Below are 18,173 nucleotides of genomic sequence, written 5' to 3' on the forward strand. Positions count from 1 at the left end.
GCCGGACGTCTCGCCTGGGCCGGGCGGGCCGACGCCGCCGCCCCGTCCGCCCCGGGTTTCATGGCGTTTTCACTGTACTGCGGCAGGGGCGACCCCGCCCGGGCTGGCGCTCCGGCCCTCTCGCAGCGCATTCGCGCTCGCCTCGCGAGCGCCGCATAGGCGATAATGCTCGTTCGTTCTACAGCGGACGCCTGCGATCCCGTGTACAGCCTCGCCCGCCCCTTTCTCTTCGGACTGGATGCCGAACGAGCGCATGGTCTTGGCCTCACGGCGCTGGAAACGGCTTATCGCACCGGCCTCAATCCGCTGCTGGGCTCCCGGCCCAAACCGTTCCCGACCAAGGTCTTCGGCCTGACCTTCCCGAACCCGGTCGGCCTGGCCGCCGGTCTGGACAAGAACGGCGCCCACATCGACGCCCTGCTGGCGTTGGGCTTCGGTTTCGTCGAGGTCGGCACGGTCACGCCACGGCCGCAGGCCGGCAATCCCAAGCCGCGCATGTTCCGCCTGCCCGAGCACGAAGCGGTGATCAACCGCCTGGGGTTCAACAACGAGGGCGTCGATGCCCTGGTCCGCAACGTCGAACGCGCGCACCGTCGCAACGGCCTGCTCGGGATCAACATCGGCAAGAACAAGGACACCCCGAACGAGTCGGCCGAAGACGATTACCTGCTGTGCCTGGAACGGGTCTATCCCCTGGCCGACTACATCACGGTCAATATCTCCTCGCCCAACACCGCCGGCCTGCGCGAGCTGCAGGAAGAACAATCCCTGCGCCGCCTGATCGGCACCCTGCGCGAGGCGCAGGAGAAGTACGGCGCGCGGCACGGCAAGCGCGTGCCGATGCTGGTCAAGATCGCGCCCGACCTGTCCGACCACGACATCGAAGCCGCGGCGCGCGTGCTCAGGGAACTGCAGGTCGACGGCGTGATCGCGACCAACACCACCATCTCGCGGATCGCCATCGAGGGCGCTGCCCACGCCGGCGAAGTGGGCGGCCTGTCCGGGCGTCCGCTGATGGGCCAGTCGACCACGGTGCTGCGCATGCTGCGCACCCGGCTGCCCGAATCGATCCCGATGATCGGCGTCGGCGGCATCCTGTCCGGCGCCGATGCGGTCACCAAGATGGCCGCGGGCGCGGCCCTGGTGCAGTGCTACACCGGGCTGATCTATCGCGGCCCGGCGCTGGTGAACGAATGCGTGGAGGCGATGCGTCGCCGCAAGGAAGCGCCGAGCCGCGGTAACGTGCCGCCGGTATGAGCGACGCCGTCCGCCTCCTGCGCGAGGCTGCGTTGACCCGACGCAACACCTTCGGCGTGGCCGCGACCGCGCCCGTGCTGGCCGAAGTCGCCGACGCCGCGCGCCTGGACGAAGCCCTGCGCCTGCCCGAACTGCGCGACGGCATCGCCCTGATCCTGGGCGGCGGCAGCAACCTGCTGTTCGCCGGCGACCCCGAGGGCGCGGTGCTGGCCCTGACCGGCGAGCGCGTACAGGTGCTGGGCGAAGCGCCCGACCGCGACGGCGCGATCCTGCGCGCCGACGCCGGCGTGCCCTGGCACGGCTTCGTCATGCGCACCCTGGAGGCCGGTTACGCCGGCCTGGAAAACCTGGCCCTGATCCCCGGCACGGTCGGCGCCGCGCCGATCCAGAACATCGGCGCCTACGGCGTGGAAGTGCGCGACTTCGTGCACGCGGTCGAAGCCTACGAGCCGGCGACCGCGACCCTGCACCGCTTCGACAGCGACGCCTGCCGCTTCGCCTACCGCGACAGCCTGTTCAAGCACGCGCCCGACCGCTACCTGGTGACCGCGGTCGAGTTCGCCCTGCCGCGCACGCCTGCGCTGCGCCTGGATTACGCCGGCCTGGGCGAGGAACTCGCGGCGATGGGCGTGGACGCGCCGACCCCGCGCGCGGTCGCCGAGGCGGTGATCGCGATCCGCCGCCGCAAGCTGCCCGACCCCGCCGTGCTCGGCAACGCCGGCAGCTTCTTCAAGAATCCGATCGTCCCGCGCACGCAGGCCGAAGCGCTGCTGGCCGAACACCCCGCGCTGCCGGTGTTCCGCGGTGCCGACGACGACAGCCGCAAGCTCTCGGCCGGCTGGCTGATCGATGCCTGCGGCTGGAAAGGTCATCGCGACGGCGATGCCGGCGTCGCCGCCTCGCATGCGCTGGTGCTGGTCAACCACGGCCGGGCCAGCGGCGCGCAGTTGCTCGATCTGGCCCGCCGCATCGCCGATTCCGTGCACGGCCGTTTCGGCGTCGCCATCGAACCCGAGCCGCGCCTGATCGGCGCACGCTGGTGAGCGCGCCGCTCTCGCAACCGATGCGCGCGGCGGCATACATGCTCGCCAGCACCTTGTGCTTCGGCTGCATGGCGATCGTGATCCGGCTCGCCTCGGCTTCGCTGCACACCTTCGAGATCGCGTTCTTCCGCAACTTCTTCGGCCTGCTCGCGGTGCTGCCGCTGCTGATCGGCGCCAACCGCGCCGCGCTGCGCACCCGGCAGCTGCCGCGCTACTTCATCCGCTGCGCGATCGGCATCTGCTCGATGCTGGCAGGGTTCTGGGCGATCGGCCACCTGCCGCTGGCGCAGGCGATCTCGCTGTCGTACTCGACGCCCTTGTTCGTGACCATCGCCGCGGTGATGTTCCTGGGCGAACAAGTGCGCGCGCGGCGCTGGGCCGCGGTCGCGCTGGGCTTCGTCGGCGTGCTGGTGATCGTGCGTCCGGGCTCGTCGAACTTCAGCGCCGGCACCCTGATCGCGCTGCTGGCGGCGGTGCTCAGCGGCGTGGTCGCGATCCAGATCAAGCAGCTGTCGCGGGTCGACTCGGCCAACACCATCGTGCTCTACACCTATCTGTTCTGGGTGCCGATGTCGCTGCTGCCGGCGCTGTTCGTCTGGCAATGGCCTCAGGGCATCGTCTGGGTGTGGGCGATCGCCGCCGGCATCCTCGGCACCGGCGGCCAGGTGCTGTGGACGCATGCGCTCAAGCTCGGCGAAGTCTCGGCCCTGACCCCGATCAGCTTCATGCAGCTGCCGCTGGTCGCCGTCGCCGGCTGGCTGTGGTTCGGCGAATCGATCGACCGCTGGACGGTGGCCGGCGCCGCCATCATCCTTGCTTCCAACGCCTACATCGCCCACCGCGAGGCGGTGCTGGTGCGACGCGCGGCCTCGAACGCGGTCAGCGAAGCGGCCGCACCGGGCGAATAAGGCCGATCCGCCGCAGCGCCATGCTGCGGCGCACGAACCGGTGCGGCGCCAAACCCGGTTCCGTGACCGGATTCCGGGCATAAACGGACACGCAGGGCTGCGTTTGCGGCCAATCGGCGGCATGCGCGCGATACGCGTTGACGCTGCCGCGCCGGCGGCGATATCCAGACGCAGCAGTATGGACAGGGGGCTGCCGCGGCTGCGCCGGACCGAGGGGACCGGAATCGTGCCGCGTTGCGCGGGCATCGCCCGCACTCATCGCATGCAAAGGAGAGCAAGGCCATGGCCTACACCCGATACGCCGCCGTCGTTCTGCTGGGAGGCGCGTTCGCGCTGGCCAGCCCGCCGCTGTTGGCCGAGGAAGGCGACTACGGTTTCTTCCAGACCCTGCGCAACCTGGTCTCGCCGCCGCGCGCCAACAACCCGGTGCAGCCGGCGCAGCGCCAGGGCCAGTACCCGCTGCTGAGCCGCGATGCGGCCAAGGCCGACGGCTTCAGCCCGGGCGCCTACTACCAGTGGCAGACCGTGCAACTGCCGGCCGAAACCGGCGCGGTCTGCGGCGACGGCTCGCCGTACAAGATCTTCGTCAATCGCGTGCCCGACACCACCAACACCATCATCTACATGGAAGGCGGCGGCGCCTGTTGGGACTACGCCAGTTGCTCGGGCCAGAGCGGCATCCGCGGCGCGCGCAATCCGCACGGCATTCCCGACGACTACATGCGCCTGCTCAATCCCGGCGCCAGCCTGGTGAGCCCGTTCGTGACCCGGGTCAGCCCGTTCGACGGGGTCAAGACCCAGAACTGGAACATGGTCTACGTGCCCTACTGCACCGGCGACATCTACGGCGGCGACAAGGTCGCGGTCTACGCCGATCCCGGCAACCAGGCCCCGCCCTTGGTCTGGCACCACAACGGTCTGCGCAATTCGCGCGCGGTGGTGGCCTGGCTCAAGGACAACCTGCCGCGGCCCGGGCAGATGCTCAGCACCGGTTGCAGCGCCGGCGGCGCCGGCAGCCTGATCAACTACGATCCGCTGCGCCGCGATCTCGCGCCCACCCGCAGCTTCCTGATCGACGATTCCGGCCCGATCTTCCCGACCCCGCGCAACGGCGATCCGTCGCAGTACCCGTCGCAACCGCTGATGGCGCACATTCGCGGCGCCTGGGGCCTGGACGCGCCGAACGGCCCGCTCGCGTATCTGGCCAGCGGCCTGCCGCAGCTGGATCTCGACGAACTGGGTTCGCTGTATCCGGCGCTCGCCAACAAGCACGTCGGCGACCGGCTCGGCGCCACCCATTTCTGGCAGGACCTCAATTACTCCTCGTACTCCTACGAGCGCTTCCACCCCGATATCCAGGCGGCGCCGACCCAGGCCGCGAAGGAAGCGCTGATCCACGCCAAGTGGGGCGCCGATACCCAGCGCCTGTCCGCGCGCCTGAACACCCTGGACAACTTCGGCGGCTACTTCCCGCAGTACCGCGCGCTCAACGAAAGCCACTGCACCACCATCGTCGACTTCAAGAACGGCGACGTGCAGGCGCAGAACCTGCAGCTCAAGCAGTTCATCGACAGCGTGATGGACGGCAACGGCAAGGTGCTGGACGCGTCGGAGGCCAACGATCAGGCCGACCGCGCCAAGCCGTTCAACCTGTTGTACTGGCTGGTCGACCAGCTGCTGGGCTGAGGTACGCGCTCCGTGACGCGCACCAAGCTGTTGCTGGTCGCTTTGGCCATCGTGGCCCTGGCCGCGGCGGCGCTGGTCGGACGCTCGCGCGAATCGCGCGCGAGCGTTCCGGCCGGCGGCGCGCAAGCCAGCGCGGCGGAGGCGACCCAGGCCGCGCTGATCCGCACCCCGCAGGCGCGCGCCTATCGCGACCGGCAAGGGTTCCGGGACGATGCCAAACGCTTCTTCCGCGACGCCGCGGCGCTGAGCGCGGCCGAACGAACGCGCCAGGCGCAAAGGGTCGAACGCGGCATCGACGGTTACGAGCGCGCCGGCGAACTGTCGGCGGGCGAAACCATGCTGCTGCGCGTGGCCCTGATCCAGGCCACCGTGCCGGACCAGGCCGAACAAATGCGTCAGGTCGAGGCGCTGGCCACGCAGTACCGCGAACTGGCCGAGCGCCGCAACGCGCAGTATCTGGCGCAGCAACGCAACGATCCACGCTTCCAGTCTTACAAGCAGCGCGAGGCCGCGGTGGTGGCCGAAGTGATGGCGCTGCGACAGATTCCCGGCGGGCTCACCCGCGACGAGTACCTGCGCCAGCGCCTGCAGGCCGAGCGCGAACGCGCGTACCGCTGACTCGCAGCATCTTCAACACGCTTCAACGTCCGTAGGATGCGGTAAGCCGAAGGCGCACCGCATCGCCCGACGCAACTAACCGAAGGCGGCGACTCGGCGCGCGCCCTTCAAAGAGAGGGGTGCAGCACGTCGGTTATCGAGACCGCAACTCGAAACCGCGACTACACGACGATGCGGTTATCACCGCATCCTACGGCGGGGTTCCGCTACGGAAGCCGCACGACCGTCGCAAAAAAAACGGCGCCCGAAGGCGCCGTTCACGTACCGCAGTTTCCCAGGGAAGTCTTACCAACCGAAACCCAGGCCGACGCCCGCCGAGCTTTCCGAACTGCTGAACGCTCCGCCAAAGGTCACCGTGGCGCGATCGCTGATCGCGCGCTGATAACCGACCGACAGCGCCTGCTCGCCGTTCTGGAAACCCGCGCCGACCGCGACCCGGTTCTTGGTATGGATGCCGGCGGCCGAGGTCGCCATCTGCACCATCGCCGCGGTCATCGCGCCGGCGCGATCGATGCGGCGGTCGGTGCGGTCGAAGCCCCACTCCATGTCCGAACGCAGATCGTCGATGGCCGCGATCGGCGCGGCGATCGCCTGGGCGAAGCGGGTGTCGGTGTAGGTGTTGGCGGTGCGCAGGGTGGCCGCATCGCCGGCGTCGGCATGGGTGTTGGCGGCGTTGAGCGTGGCCGCGTCGCCGGCGTCGGCGTGCGCATTGGCCTGGTTCAGCACCACCGCGTTGTTGCTGGTCACGCGCGAGTCGGTGTAGCTGTTGGCGCTGGACAGGGTGTTCGCGGCAACGGTGTCGGTGTAATTGTTGGCGCTGGCCAGGGTGGCGGCGGCGGTGGACTGCAACTGCCCCAGGTTGACCGCGTCGGTGGTCTGGGTGCCGGCTGCGACGTTGGTGATCTGGCGCTCGTTGCCGCCGCTGCCCACCGAGACGGTGTTGCCGCGGTCGGCGACCGAACCCGAACCCAGCGCGACGCTGTTGGCGCCGCTGGCGCTGCTGCCCTGACCGATCGCGGTCGCGTTCTGCGCCGTGGCCTGGGCACCGTGACCGAACGCGGTGCTGCCGATGCCGCTGGCGAGGCTGCGGCCGCCGAAGGCGCTGGACTGATCGGCCGTGGCCTGGGCGCCGCCGCCGTAGGCGCTGGACTCCAGGCCGCTGGCGGTCGTCACTTCGTCCGGATCGACCACGCCGTCGCCGTCCTTGTCGACCCAGCCGCCGTTGGCGGTGGCGCCGTCGGCGCTGGCGACGCTGTGCGCGCCGCTGGCGGTGCTGCCCTTGCCGCTGGCCGTGGCGCCCGCACCGTTGGCGGTGCTGGCGTCGCCCGAGGCCAGCGAACCGCTGCCGCTGGCGCTGCTCAGCTCGCCGCTGGCGATGGCGTTGTAGCCATGCGCGGTGCTGCCCAGGCCGCTGGCTTCGCTGAAGCTGCCGCTGGCGGTGGCGCTGTCGGCGGTGGCGCGCGCGCCGGCGCCGCTGGCGCTGCTGAACTGGCCGCTGGCTTCGCTGGCGGTGCCGGTAGCGGTGCTGAATTCGCCGCTGGCGTTGCTGCCGCTGCCGGTGGCGGTGGCGCCGAACCCACCGGCCTGGGCGCCCTGCCCGACCGCGGTGCTCTGATCGCCGCCGGCGATGCTGTCGGCGCCGAGCGCGGTGCTGCCGGTACCGCTAGCGGTGCTGGCCGAGCCGACCGCGGTGCTGCCGTCGCCGCTGGCGGTGGCGCCGCTGCCGCAAGCGGTGGCGCCGCCGCCGGCCGCGGTGGCGCCGCCGGTGGTGCTGCCGCCGATGCCGTCGTCGAGCAGGCAGGGCTCGCCGGCCAGCGCGGAAACAGGCGCGGCCAGGGCCAGCAGCAATGCGGTCGCCAGGAGCGTGTGGTGCGTGTGCTTCATTGCGTTCCCCCTTAGGAATCGTTTGGATGAGCCGTGCAACGCGGCCCGTGCCGGTATCTGAAAAAGCCGCCGGGCCCATTGCGGGCCCGGCGAAACTAGCGTTCGAACGTTACGGCGTGACGGTCAGCACCACGCGCGCGGCGACCTTGGGCTTGACCGGGTCGTTGCTGGCCACGCAGATGTAGCCCACGTGCGTACCGGCGCTCAGGCCGGCCGCGTTGAGCTGCACCTGGGCGTTGATGCCGACCGCGCCCGGGTTCACGCGCCCCATCGCGCTCACCGGTGCGCCGATCCACGGCGCGCCGCAGGCATTGGACGCGCCCACGTTCCAGGCCAGGCCCGCGAAGCCGCTGCCCGCGGTCCAGGCGCCGGCGCCGGCGGTGGTGACCGTGATGGTGCGGAACACGTTGTCGCCGCTGTTGGAGCCGAACCAGACCCAACGGTTGGCGAAGCTCGAACGCGCGTTCACCACCAGCCAGTAACGGCCCGGCAGCAGATCGACGTTCTGGCCGGCGGCGGTCAGGTTGAGGCCGATATTGGCGCCGGTGATGGCGACGCCGGCGGCGGTCGGCGCGGAGGTGTAGCTCCACACCGCCACTCCCGGCGAGGCCTGCGGATTGCCTTCCGGGTTGTTGCCGCTGTCGCGGAACAGGGTCCAGGTCAGGCTGGTAGCGGTGGTCGCCAGCGGCTGATTGCTGGAAACGAAGCCCTCGGTGTACAGGGAGACGATGCGCGTGGCCTCGGTCACGGTGAAATCGTCGGCGCTGAACTGCGCCGCCGAACCGGCGGTCGCCGGATCCGTGTACGAGGTGGAGCGGAAGCCGCTGCTGACCGCGCCGCGCGGCGCATCCAGCAAGGTGCGCGTGCCCTGTCCGGTGTTGTCGATCGTGTAATCCAGACGCGAACCGCCGAGGTTGTCGATACGGAAGTTGGCGAAACCGCTGCCGCCCACGGGCAGGGTCGCCGCGATCTGCAGCGGATTGAGCGCGATCACCGGCGGCGGCACCGACACCGCCACGGGCAGGCGCAGGGTCGGCTGGTCGAGCGTGCCGATCGAGGTCGGGGTCAGGGTCAGGGTGCCGAAGTTCCAGGAACCGTCGGCCGGCAGCTGGTAGCTGTTGACCGTGACCTTGACCGCCTTGCTCTCGCCGGGATTGAGCGTGAACAGCGCCGGCGTGATCGTGCCGCTGAGGCCGGTCAGCTTCACCGTCCAACCCTGGCGCACCGCCAGCGTGTTGCGGAAGGTACGCGTGAACACGCAGCGCTCCACGCAGCGCGCCTTGGCCAGGCTGGGCTGGTTGAGATTGGCCACATCGCCGCCGGTAGCCGGATCGGCGGCCAGGTAGTTGCCGCGAGTCTCGTTGAGCACCAGGCCGGCGCGCATGGCGAGATCGACGCGAAGACGGCCGCCGCCGCGGTCGAACGGCGTCGCCGGGGTGATCGAATCTTCCTTGAACACCTGCTGTTCGGCGGTCATCACCAGCGCCGACTTCACTTCCGGCACGGTCCAGGTCGGGCGCGCCTGGCGCAGCAGACCGGCCGCGCCAGCATGGTGCGGCGAGGCCATCGAGGTACCGCTCATCAGGCCGACCGCGTTTTCCGAACCGCTGATCGCGGTGCCGGAGACCACCGCCAGGATGTTGACGCCCGGCGCGGTGACGTCGGGCTTGAGCAGATCGAAGGTTCCGGCCGGGCCGCGCGAGCTGAAATCGGCGAGCACGTCGGGCGTGTTCGGGATCGCCAGCACGCTGATGCCGGCGGTGCCGGGATTGCCGGCCAGGAAATCGCGCACCGCGTTGGCGTCGGTCTGCAGCATCGCGAAGCCGGGGATGGTGGCGCCGGTCATGGTCGGGATCAGGCCGCCGGCCGCGTTGTTGGCGATGACCACGGCGATCGCACCGGCCGCTGCGGCATTACCGGACTTGATGGTGAACGAACAGGTGCCGCGACGGATCACCGCGATCGCACCGGTGAAGGTGCCGGCCGGATACGCCGCGCAGCCGTCGTCGACGCCGTCGATAGCGGGACTGACGCGCAGCGTGGTGTTCGGCGCGATCGGCGCGGTGAGCGCGACGCCGCCGGTGCCTTCGTTGAGCACGATCGCGCTCAGTGCGGCGGGCACGGCGCCCGGGCCGGTGACCTGCAGGACCGGATTGAAGTCCTGGCGGCCGTGCTGGGCGGCCGCGGTGGAACCGGTCCACGGCTCGAGGTGGCCCATGGTGTTCGGACCCGGGCCGCTGTTGCCGGCCGAGGTCGCGACGTAGATGCCGGCATTGACCGCATTGAGGAACGCCAGCGAGACCGCGTCGCTCCACGGGTTTTCGCCGCCGCCGACCGAGAAGTTCAGCACGTCGACGATGCCGTCGGCGACCGCCTGGTCGACCGCGGCGGCAGACGAGGTGTTCGGGCACAGGCCGCGACCGGTCGCCGTGTTCGTGTAGCACACGTCGTAGGCGATGATGTTGGCGTGCGGCGCGACGCCCGAGATCAGGCTGTTGCGGCCCTTGAACGCGACGGTGCGGAAGTTGCCCGCGGTGGTCGCGGCGGTATGGCTGCCGTGGCTGTTGGTATCGCCGAAGCCCGGCTCTTCGCGGATGTTGGCCTGGCCGCAGGTATTGCCCGGGGCGGCGCAGACGAAGTCGTAGCCGCCGATCAGCTTGTCGTTGCAACGCCCGGCGTCGACGCCGCCGGCGGCGCAGGTGCCCAGGTAGGTGCCGGCGCCGAGCGGATTGACGTGGGTGTAGCCCTGCTCATCGGTGGCCGCGAACGAGGGGCTGCCGAAATTGATGCCCGAATCGATGATGCCGACCACCACGCCCTCGCCCTTGACCGGACTGGTCGGCGAGTTCCACAGCGCGGGCGCGCCGATCAAGGTCGGGCCGACGTCGGTGTCCTGCTCGTACTCGCGGTACTCCTCGACGAACTGCACCTCGGACAGACGCTGCACCTGCTGTGCCTCGCCCTCGCTCATGTCGGCGACCACGGCGTTGAGCGCGTGGCGCATGCGCCGTTCGACGCGCAGCGGGCGTCCGATCGCGGCGGCGATGCCGGCCTCGTGCTGGCGCTGCGCGCCCTCGAGGTGGCGCACATAGGCTTGCGCACGCGAGCTGCGCACGTCGACGCGGCCTTCGCCGGCCGCGGTCGCGGCGGCACGCGCCATCTGCGGCACCCCGGCCTCGCCGGGCATGCGCTCCGGCGCCGGCAGACCCTGGACCTCGCCGCGGTAGGTCGCCAGCGGCGCCTCGCGGTAGACCACGATGTACTTGCGCAGTTGCTGTTCCGGCTCACCGTTGTTGCCACCGGCGGTGGCCGGCGGCGCGCCGCCGATCGGGCCGCTGCCGGTGCCGGATACGCCGCCGAGCATGACGGTGGCGCCGGCGATCGCCGCCAGCGCACCCAGCGCCAGCCCGATCGTCCATCGGTTGATTCTTATCGACATGTGCAACGTCCCTTAATGCGAATTCCGCAATGCATACGCCCACCGACGACAAGCGCCGAACCGATGGCCCAGATGGGAGAGTGGTACTGAGCGAGGCCCGACCGGCCGCAAGCCGCAAGAGACATCGGCCGGCGCCTCCCCAGACGCCGACCTCATCGATAACGGGCGCAGATGCGGATCGCCCTACCTCGCCGAGCGCATGCTAAGCACAGAATTGGCGAGACGGCATGTGCCGCGATGCAAGAATCGGCCAGCCTTACGGTGTCCGCTGGTGCTGGCTGACCCGGCCGACGCCCGGGAATGCCCGCAACAACGGGGCTGGTTTTGGCTAGTCGTGAATAGCGTCGCGACTAGGGCGCCGACCTACTTCCAGCCACGGCCCCACTCCGCCGCGGAACGCGATCAGATACACCGCCACCGCCCAGGCCGTGGCCACGGACCAGCCGGCCAGGATGTCGGAGGGGTAATGCACGCCCAGGTAGACCCGGGACAGGCCGACCAGGGTCACGAACGCGGCCATCGCCACCGCCACCGGCCAGCGCCAGCGGGTGCGCCAGGCCAGCAGGGTCAGCACGCAGGCCAGGGTCGCCGAGCCCATCGCATGGCCGCTGGGGAAGCTGTAGTTGTGCTCGGGCGCGATCGATTCCCAAAGCGAGGGCCGGTCGCGCGCGAAGCCCTGCTTGGCGGCGAGGTTGAGCAGCGCCGAGCCGCCCAGCGCGACCGCGGCGTAGGTCGCTTCGCGGAAACGGCGCAGATAGACCAGCACCAGAGTGAAGCCGATATCGAACGGGACCACGCCGTAGAGATAGCCGAGCTGGCTGATCGGCACGAAAAAACTGTCGAAGCCCTCGCGCGCCAGCGAATGGGCGAACTGCAGGATCGGCACGTCGAACGGGATCGCTTCCTGTTCGTGGATTTCGTCGGCGAGTTCGGCGAAGGCCCATAGCGGCAGCAGCAGGCCGACGAACACCAGCAGCAGGCGCAGGCCGTAACGGCGCAGGAATGCCGCGCCGAAGCGCGCTTCGAGCTTCAGCGCCTGCGCGCCGTCGCCGTGCTGGGATTCAAGCGCCCGGCGCGCGGGCAGCATAGTTGCGTTCGACGTAGCGGTCGATCAGGTCGACGAACTCGTCGGCGATGCGCTCGCCGCGCAGGGTCACGGTCTTCTCGCCATCCTCGAACACCGGCGCCGACGGCGCTTCGCCGGTACCGGGCAACGAGATGCCGATGTTGGCGTGGCGCGATTCGCCGGGCCCGTTGACCACGCAGCCCATCACCGCCAGGGTCAGGTTCTCGGCGCCGGGGTGGCTGATCTTCCACTCCGGCATCTTCGCCCGCACGTGCTCCTGGACCTTCTGCGCGAGTTCCTGGAAGAAGCTGCTGGTGGTGCGGCCGCAGCCCGGACAGGCGGTGACCATCGGCGTGAACGCGCGCAGGCCCATGGTCTGCAGCAGTTCCTGGGCGACGATGACCTCGTTGTTGCGCGACTGGCCGGGTTCGGGCGTCAGCGAAATGCGGATGGTGTCGCCGATGCCTTCCTGCAGCAGCACGCCGAGGGCGGCGCTGGAGGCGACGATGCCCTTGCTGCCGATGCCGGCTTCGGTCAGGCCCAGGTGCAGCGCGTAATCGCCGCGGTTGGCGAGTTCGCGATAGACCGCGATCAGTTCCTGCACGCCGCTGACCTTGGCGCTGAGCACGATGCGGTCGGCCGGCAGGCCGATCTCGACCGCGCGCTGCGCCGAATCCAGGGCCGAACGAATCAGCGCCTCGCGCAGCACCCGGCCGGCGTCCCAGGGTTCGGCGCGGGCGTGGTTCTCGTCCATCAGGGTCGCCGCCAGCGCCTGGTCCAGCGAGCCCCAATTGGCGCCGATGCGGACCGGCTTGCCGTACTTGATCGCGAACTCGATCAGGGTCGCGAACTGGCTGTCCTTCTTCTTGCCGAAGCCGACGTTGCCGGGATTGATGCGGTACTTGCCCAGGGCTTCGGCGCAGGCCGGCTCGGCTGTAAGCAGCTGATGGCCGTTGTAGTGGAAGTCGCCGATGATCGGCACGTCGATGCCCATCATCGCCAGCTTGTCGACGATCCGCGGTACCGCCGCGGCGGCCTCGGCGGTGTTGACCGTGACCCGCACCAGCTCGGAACCGGCGCGCCAGAGCTCGGAGACCTGTTTGACGGTCGAGGCGATGTCGGCGGTGTCGGTATTGGTCATCGACTGCACCACCACCGGCGCACCGCCGCCGACCTCGATCGCGCCGACCCGCACGCTACGGGTCAGGCGACGCGGCAGGGGGCCGAAACCGGAAGGGGCGCAGGGCAAGGGAGCGTCGGAATTCATGCCGATATTGTAAGGCCGCGCGGGCGGATCCGCCCGCGCGACGCGTATTCCCGCTTTAACGAATCCCAAATCCCGAATCCCCAATCCCGGCCCCAAACGCAGTACGGTATCCGGCCGTAATCCCTGCCCGAACATGAACGCCCCCGCGCCCGACCACGTCCTCACGCCCAGCCAGCTCAATGCCCTGGCGCGCAACCTGCTCGAGGACACGTTCCCGCTGATCTGGGTCGAGGGCGAGCTGGGCAATCTCTCGCGCCCGTCGTCCGGGCACCTGTACATGACGCTCAAGGACCCGCGTGCGCAGGTGCGCTGCGCGATGTTCAAGCCCAAGAGCAGCTGGCTGAAGTTCGTCCCGCGCGAGGGCCAGCGCGTGCTCGCGCGCGGCCGCCTGACCCTGTACGAAGCGCGCGGCGATTACCAGCTGGTGCTGGACCACATGGAAGAGGCCGGCGAAGGCGCGCTGCGGCGCGCGTTCGAGGAACTCAAGGCGCGGCTGCAGGCCGAGGGCCTGTTCGACGCCGAGCGCAAGCGCCCGCTGCCGCGACTCCCGGCGCGCGTGGGCGTGATCACCTCGCCCAGCGGCGCGGCGGTGCGCGACGTGCTCAGCGTGCTCGCGCGGCGCTTCCCGCTGATCCAGGCCGAGGTGCTGCCGGTGCCGGTGCAGGGCGAAGGCGCGGCGGCCCAGATCACCGCCATGCTGCAGCGCGCCGCCGCCTCGGACCGCTACGACGTGCTGGTGCTGGCGCGCGGAGGTGGCTCGCTGGAGGACCTGTGGGCCTTCAACGACGAACGCCTGGCGCGCGCGATCGCGGCCTGCGAAGTGCCGGTGGTGTCGGCGATCGGCCACGAGACCGACTTCAGCCTCGCCGATTTCGCCGCCGACGTGCGCGCACCGACGCCGTCGGTCGCGGCCGAACTGATCGTTCCGGACCGCGAAGAACTGCTGCGCCGACTGCGCCAGCTCGACGCGCGCCTGCGCAGCCAGCAACTGCAACGCCTGCGCCAGGCCATGCAGCGCGCCGACCGCGCCGCGCTGCGGCTCAACGCACTGCGCCCGCAGGCGCGCCTGGACGCACTGCGCCGACGCCAGGCCGAGGCCCTGCGTCGGCTCAATGCGGCCTGGCAGCGCCGGCTGGAACGCGAACGCGCGCGCCTGCGCCACGCCGACGCGGTGCTGCGCGCGACCCATCCGCAACGCCGGCTCGCCGCCCTGCGCGAACGCCTGGCGGTGCTCGCGCCGCGTCCGCGCGCGGCGGTCGTGCGCCAACTCGCCCATCAGGCGCTGCGCCTGCGCGGCCTGGCGCGTTCGCTGGAAGCGGTCAGCCCGCTGGCCACCGTCGCTCGCGGCTACGCGATCCTGCAACGCGAGGACGGGCACGTGGTGCGCAGCGTGCTCGATGCCGCGCCGGGCGATCGCCTGAGCGCGCGGGTCCAGGACGGACGCCTGCGCCTGAGGGTGGAGGGCGGGGAACCTGGCGACGGAGCCGCCTGAGGCCGGGCGCGGTTCGGGCGGCGTTGCGGGTGGGTTTCATCGCGGCTTACGCCGCTCCCACAGTAAGAGCGCTCTGACCGACCAGCGTCGCGGGCGCCACAAGCGCGACTGCTGCCCTGTGGGAGCGGCGTAAGCCGCGATAGCGCCACCACGAACACCGCCGCAGCCGCGCCTGCCGCCGCCCTCCCCCGACGCGACGCAGCGTTCCGCCACGGGCGCCCCGCCATCGCCCACCGCTAACACGATCTGGGCGAGGATCGCAGGACTCGGGCGCAGCCCTACACGGAGTCCCGCATGACCAAGGCGTCCGATCTGTTCGTCGCCGCGCTCGAAGCCGAAGGCGTCGAATACGTGTTCGGCATCCCCGGCGAGGAGAACCTGGACCTGCTCGAATCGCTGCGCACCTCCTCGATCAAGCTGGTCCTGACCCGCCACGAACAGGCCGCCGGCTTCATGGCCGCGACTTACGGCCGCCTCACCGGCAAGGCCGGCGTGTGCCTGTCCACCCTCGGTCCCGGGGCGACAAACCTGGTCACCGCCGCGGCCTACGCTCAGCTCGGCGCCATGCCGATGCTGATGATCACCGGCCAGAAGCCGATCAAGACCAGCAAACAGGGCCACTTCCAGATCGTCGATGTGGTCGACACCCTGCGTCCGCTGACCAAGTACACGCGCCAGATCGTCTCCGCCGACGCGATCCCGGCGCGCGTGCGCGAAGCCTTCCGGCGCGCCGAAGAGGAGCGTCCCGGCGCCACCCACCTGGAACTGCCACAGGACATCGCCGCCGACCCGACCGAGGCGCGCCTGATCCCGGCCTCGTACTCGCGTCGCCCGCTGGCCGAGGACAAGGCCATCGCCCATGCTGCCGCCGCGATCATGCGTGCGCGCCACCCGATCCTGATGGTCGGCGCCGGCGCCAACCGCAAGGCCACCGCGCGCCAGTTGCGCGCCCTGATCGCCAAGCTGCGCATCCCCTTCTTCACCACCCAGATGGGCAAGGGCGTGGTCGACGAGACCGATCCGCTGTGGCTGGGCAACGCCGCCCTGTCCGACCACGACTTCGTCCACCGTGCCATCGACGCCGCCGACTGCATCGTCAACATCGGCCACGATGTGATCGAGAAGCCGCCGTTCTTCATGCGCGAAGGCCGGCGCACGGTGATCCACGTCAACTACGCCGGCGCCGAAGTCGACGCGGTGTATTTCCCGCAGATAGAAGTCATCGGCGACATCGCCAACGCGGTCTGGCAGCTGTCCGAGGCGATCGAACCGCAGCCGCATTGGGACTTCGCCTTCTTCGACCGGGTGCGCAACGCCCTGGACGCGCAGATCGACGAGCGCAACGGCGACCCGCGCTATCCGCTGGTGCCGCAGCGCCTGGTCGCCGACGTGCGCATCGCGATGGGCGAGCGCGACATCGTCTGTCTCGACAACGGCCTGTACAAACTCTGGTTCGCGCGCGGCTACCGCTGCCGCCGGCCCAACACCCTGCTGCTGGACAACGCCCTGGCGACCATGGGCGCGGGCCTGCCCTCGGCGATGGCCGCGCGCATCGTCCATCCCGACCGGCGCGTGCTCGCGGTCTGCGGCGACGGCGGCTTCATGATGAACTCGCAGGAGATCGAAACCACGGTGCGCCTGGGCCTGGACCTGACCGTGCTGGTGCTGCGCGACGACGCCTACGGCATGATCAAGTGGAAGCAGGCGCACGAACGCTACCCGAGCTTCGGCATGGACCTGGGCAACCCGGACTTCGTCAAATACGCGCAAAGCTACGGCGCGCGCGGGCACCGGCCGGCCAGCACCGACGAGTTCCTGCCGCTGCTGCAGCGCGCGCTGGACACGCCCGGCGTCGATCTGATCGAGGTGCCGATCGACTACGCCGACGACGACCGCATCCTCAACGAAGATATCCCGCGCCTGAGCGCCACGGTGCGCTGAGTCCCTACCCCTTCGATCATCCCGTTCGCAATCGGAATCCGTCATGGCCAAGTCCTCATCGAAGTCCGCGTCCAAGCCGCAATCCAGGTCGCAATCCAAACCAGCCTCTTCCGGACTCAAGAGCAGCTACCCCTACTACCTCGCCAATCGTCCGGTCGCGGCCAATACCGACCTGGAGGTACTGGACAAATACAGCGGCAAGGTCGCGACCCGGGTCGCCTTCGCCGACGCCGCCGTGGTGCGCAAGGCGATCGTGGCCGCGCACAAGGCGCGCGAAGCCATGGCCGCGTTTCCTCCGGACGCGCGCCGCGACGTACTCGAACACTGCGTCAAACGCTTCAGCGAACGCCACGAGGAACTGTCGCTGGCGCTGTGCATCGAGGCCGGCAAGCCGATCAGGGACGCACGCGGCGAAGTCACCCGCCTGATCGACACCTTCCGCATCGCCGCCGGCGAAGCCACGCGCATGGACGGCGAGATCATCGAGCTGCAGATCTCGCCGCGCACGCGCGGCTACCGCGGCATGGTCAAGCGCGTGCCGGTGGGCGCGTGCAGCTTCATCACCCCGTTCAACTTTCCGCTCAACCTGGTCGCGCACAAGGTCGCCCCGGCGATCGCGGCCGGCTGCCCGTTCGTGCTCAAGCCGGCGGTGAAGACGCCGGTCGGCGCGTTGATCATCGGCGAGGTCCTGGCCGAGACCGACCTGCCCAAGGGCGCGTTCTCGGTGATCTGCTGCTCCAACGAGGACGCCGCGGCGCTGACCGAGGACGAGCGCATCGCCCTGCTGAGCTTCACCGGCGGCCTGATCGGCTGGGAGCTCAAGGCGCGCGCGGGCCGCAAGAAGGTGACCCTGGAACTGGGCGGCAACGCCGCCTGCATCGTCGACGAGGACCCGGGCGTACCGCTGGACCACCTGGTCGAGCGCCTGGTGTTCGGCGCCTACTACCAGAGCGGCCAGAGCTGCATCAGCGTGCAGCGCATCTACGCGCACGCGGCGATCTACGACAAGCTGCGCAAGAAGCTCAAGGACGCGGTGTCCAAGCTGCGCATGGGCGACCCGCGCGACGAACGCACCTTCATTGGTCCGGTGATCGACGAGGCCGCGGCCAAGCGCATCGAGTCCTGGGTCGCGGCCGCGCGCAAGGGCGGCGCCAAGCTCATTGCCGGCGGCGAACGCCGCGGCAACATGCTGCCGGCGACGCTGCTGGAGAAGGTGCCGCGCGACAGCGATCTGTACCGCCAGGAGGTGTTCGGCCCGGTCGCGTTCATGGCCCCGTTCGACGATTTCGACCAGGCCCTGGCCCAGGTCAACGACAGCGACTTCGGTCTGCAGGCCGGCGTGTTCACCGGCCGCCTGGATCACGCGATGCGCGCCTGGGACCGGCTCGAAGTCGGCGGCGTGATCGTCGGCGACGTGCCCAGCTTCCGCGTCGACAACATGCCCTACGGCGGCGTGAAGCACTCCGGCCTCGGCCGCGAGGGCGTGCGCTATGCGATCGAGGACATGACCGAGCAGCGCCTGCTGGTGATCCGCGACCCGGTGGCGTGAGCCGCCCGTTCTCGCCTTCCGCG

Annotated in this window: 12 protein-coding genes; 8 read left to right on the forward strand and 4 right to left on the reverse strand. The window is 70.0% G+C overall.

Going from position 1 to position 18,173, the window contains the following annotated elements:
* Window positions 1–201: 201 nt before the first annotated feature.
* The 5 genes from ASE10_RS15685 (at window position 202) to ASE10_RS15705 (ending at window position 5,512) form a co-directional block, all read left to right on the forward strand.
* A complete protein-coding gene (locus ASE10_RS15685) occupies window positions 202–1,257 on the forward strand; it encodes a quinone-dependent dihydroorotate dehydrogenase (protein ID WP_055909840.1) in 1,056 nt (351 codons plus the stop codon).
* Entirely contained in the window at window positions 1,254–2,300 is a 1,047-nt protein-coding gene (murB, locus tag ASE10_RS15690; RefSeq protein WP_055909836.1) for a UDP-N-acetylmuramate dehydrogenase, read from the forward strand. The genes ASE10_RS15685 and murB overlap by 4 nt, the downstream gene beginning before the upstream one ends.
* Window positions 2,301–2,320: 20 nt before the next feature.
* Window positions 2,321–3,208 (forward strand): DMT family transporter, encoded by an 888-nt coding sequence (locus ASE10_RS15695; RefSeq protein WP_055910085.1) that lies wholly within the window; start codon window positions 2,321–2,323, stop codon window positions 3,206–3,208.
* Between the two features lie 282 nt (window positions 3,209–3,490).
* Window positions 3,491–4,894 carry a pectin acetylesterase-family hydrolase gene (locus ASE10_RS15700; RefSeq protein ID WP_055909834.1) on the forward strand — a complete coding sequence of 468 codons (1,404 nt, stop codon included), beginning with the start codon at window positions 3,491–3,493 and terminating at the stop codon, window positions 4,892–4,894.
* Between the two features lie 12 nt (window positions 4,895–4,906).
* Window positions 4,907–5,512 (forward strand): hypothetical protein, encoded by a 606-nt coding sequence (locus ASE10_RS15705; protein ID WP_055909831.1) that lies wholly within the window; start codon window positions 4,907–4,909, stop codon window positions 5,510–5,512.
* 285 nt (window positions 5,513–5,797) lie between these two features.
* Here the strand turns inward: ASE10_RS15705 and ASE10_RS21310 are convergent, their stop codons facing one another.
* From ASE10_RS21310 to ispG, 4 genes are all read right to left on the reverse strand, one after another.
* Complete coding sequence (locus tag ASE10_RS21310; protein WP_055909827.1) at window positions 5,798–7,396, reverse strand: YadA-like family protein; 1,599 nt, start codon at window positions 7,394–7,396, stop codon at window positions 5,798–5,800.
* 109 nt (window positions 7,397–7,505) lie between these two features.
* Complete coding sequence (locus tag ASE10_RS21315; protein WP_056305700.1) at window positions 7,506–10,835, reverse strand: S8 family serine peptidase; 3,330 nt, start codon at window positions 10,833–10,835, stop codon at window positions 7,506–7,508.
* A 328-nt stretch (window positions 10,836–11,163) separates the two neighbouring features.
* Entirely contained in the window at window positions 11,164–11,922 is a 759-nt protein-coding gene (locus tag ASE10_RS15720; protein ID WP_082559930.1) for a phosphatase PAP2 family protein, read from the reverse strand.
* Complete coding sequence (gene ispG, locus ASE10_RS15725; RefSeq protein ID WP_055909820.1) at window positions 11,897–13,168, reverse strand: flavodoxin-dependent (E)-4-hydroxy-3-methylbut-2-enyl-diphosphate synthase; 1,272 nt, start codon at window positions 13,166–13,168, stop codon at window positions 11,897–11,899. The genes ASE10_RS15720 and ispG overlap by 26 nt, the downstream gene beginning before the upstream one ends.
* Before the next feature lie 133 nt (window positions 13,169–13,301).
* On the opposite strand from ispG, the gene xseA reads away from it, so the two are divergent.
* From xseA to ASE10_RS15740, 3 genes are all read left to right on the forward strand, one after another.
* Window positions 13,302–14,660, forward strand: coding sequence for an exodeoxyribonuclease VII large subunit (gene xseA, locus ASE10_RS15730; protein ID WP_055909811.1), 1,359 nt, complete (start codon window positions 13,302–13,304; stop codon window positions 14,658–14,660).
* Between the two features lie 294 nt (window positions 14,661–14,954).
* A complete protein-coding gene (locus tag ASE10_RS15735; RefSeq protein WP_055909808.1) occupies window positions 14,955–16,601 on the forward strand; it encodes an acetolactate synthase large subunit in 1,647 nt (548 codons plus the stop codon).
* Between the two features lie 43 nt (window positions 16,602–16,644).
* On the forward strand, window positions 16,645–18,150 hold the full coding sequence (locus ASE10_RS15740; protein WP_082559929.1) for an aldehyde dehydrogenase family protein: 1,506 nt from the start codon (window positions 16,645–16,647) through the stop codon (window positions 18,148–18,150).
* Window positions 18,151–18,173: the final 23 nt, after the last annotated feature.

This window comes from Lysobacter sp. Root76, assembly GCF_001428685.1.
In the GTDB taxonomy this organism is placed as follows: Bacteria; Pseudomonadota; Gammaproteobacteria; order Xanthomonadales; family Xanthomonadaceae; genus Lysobacter.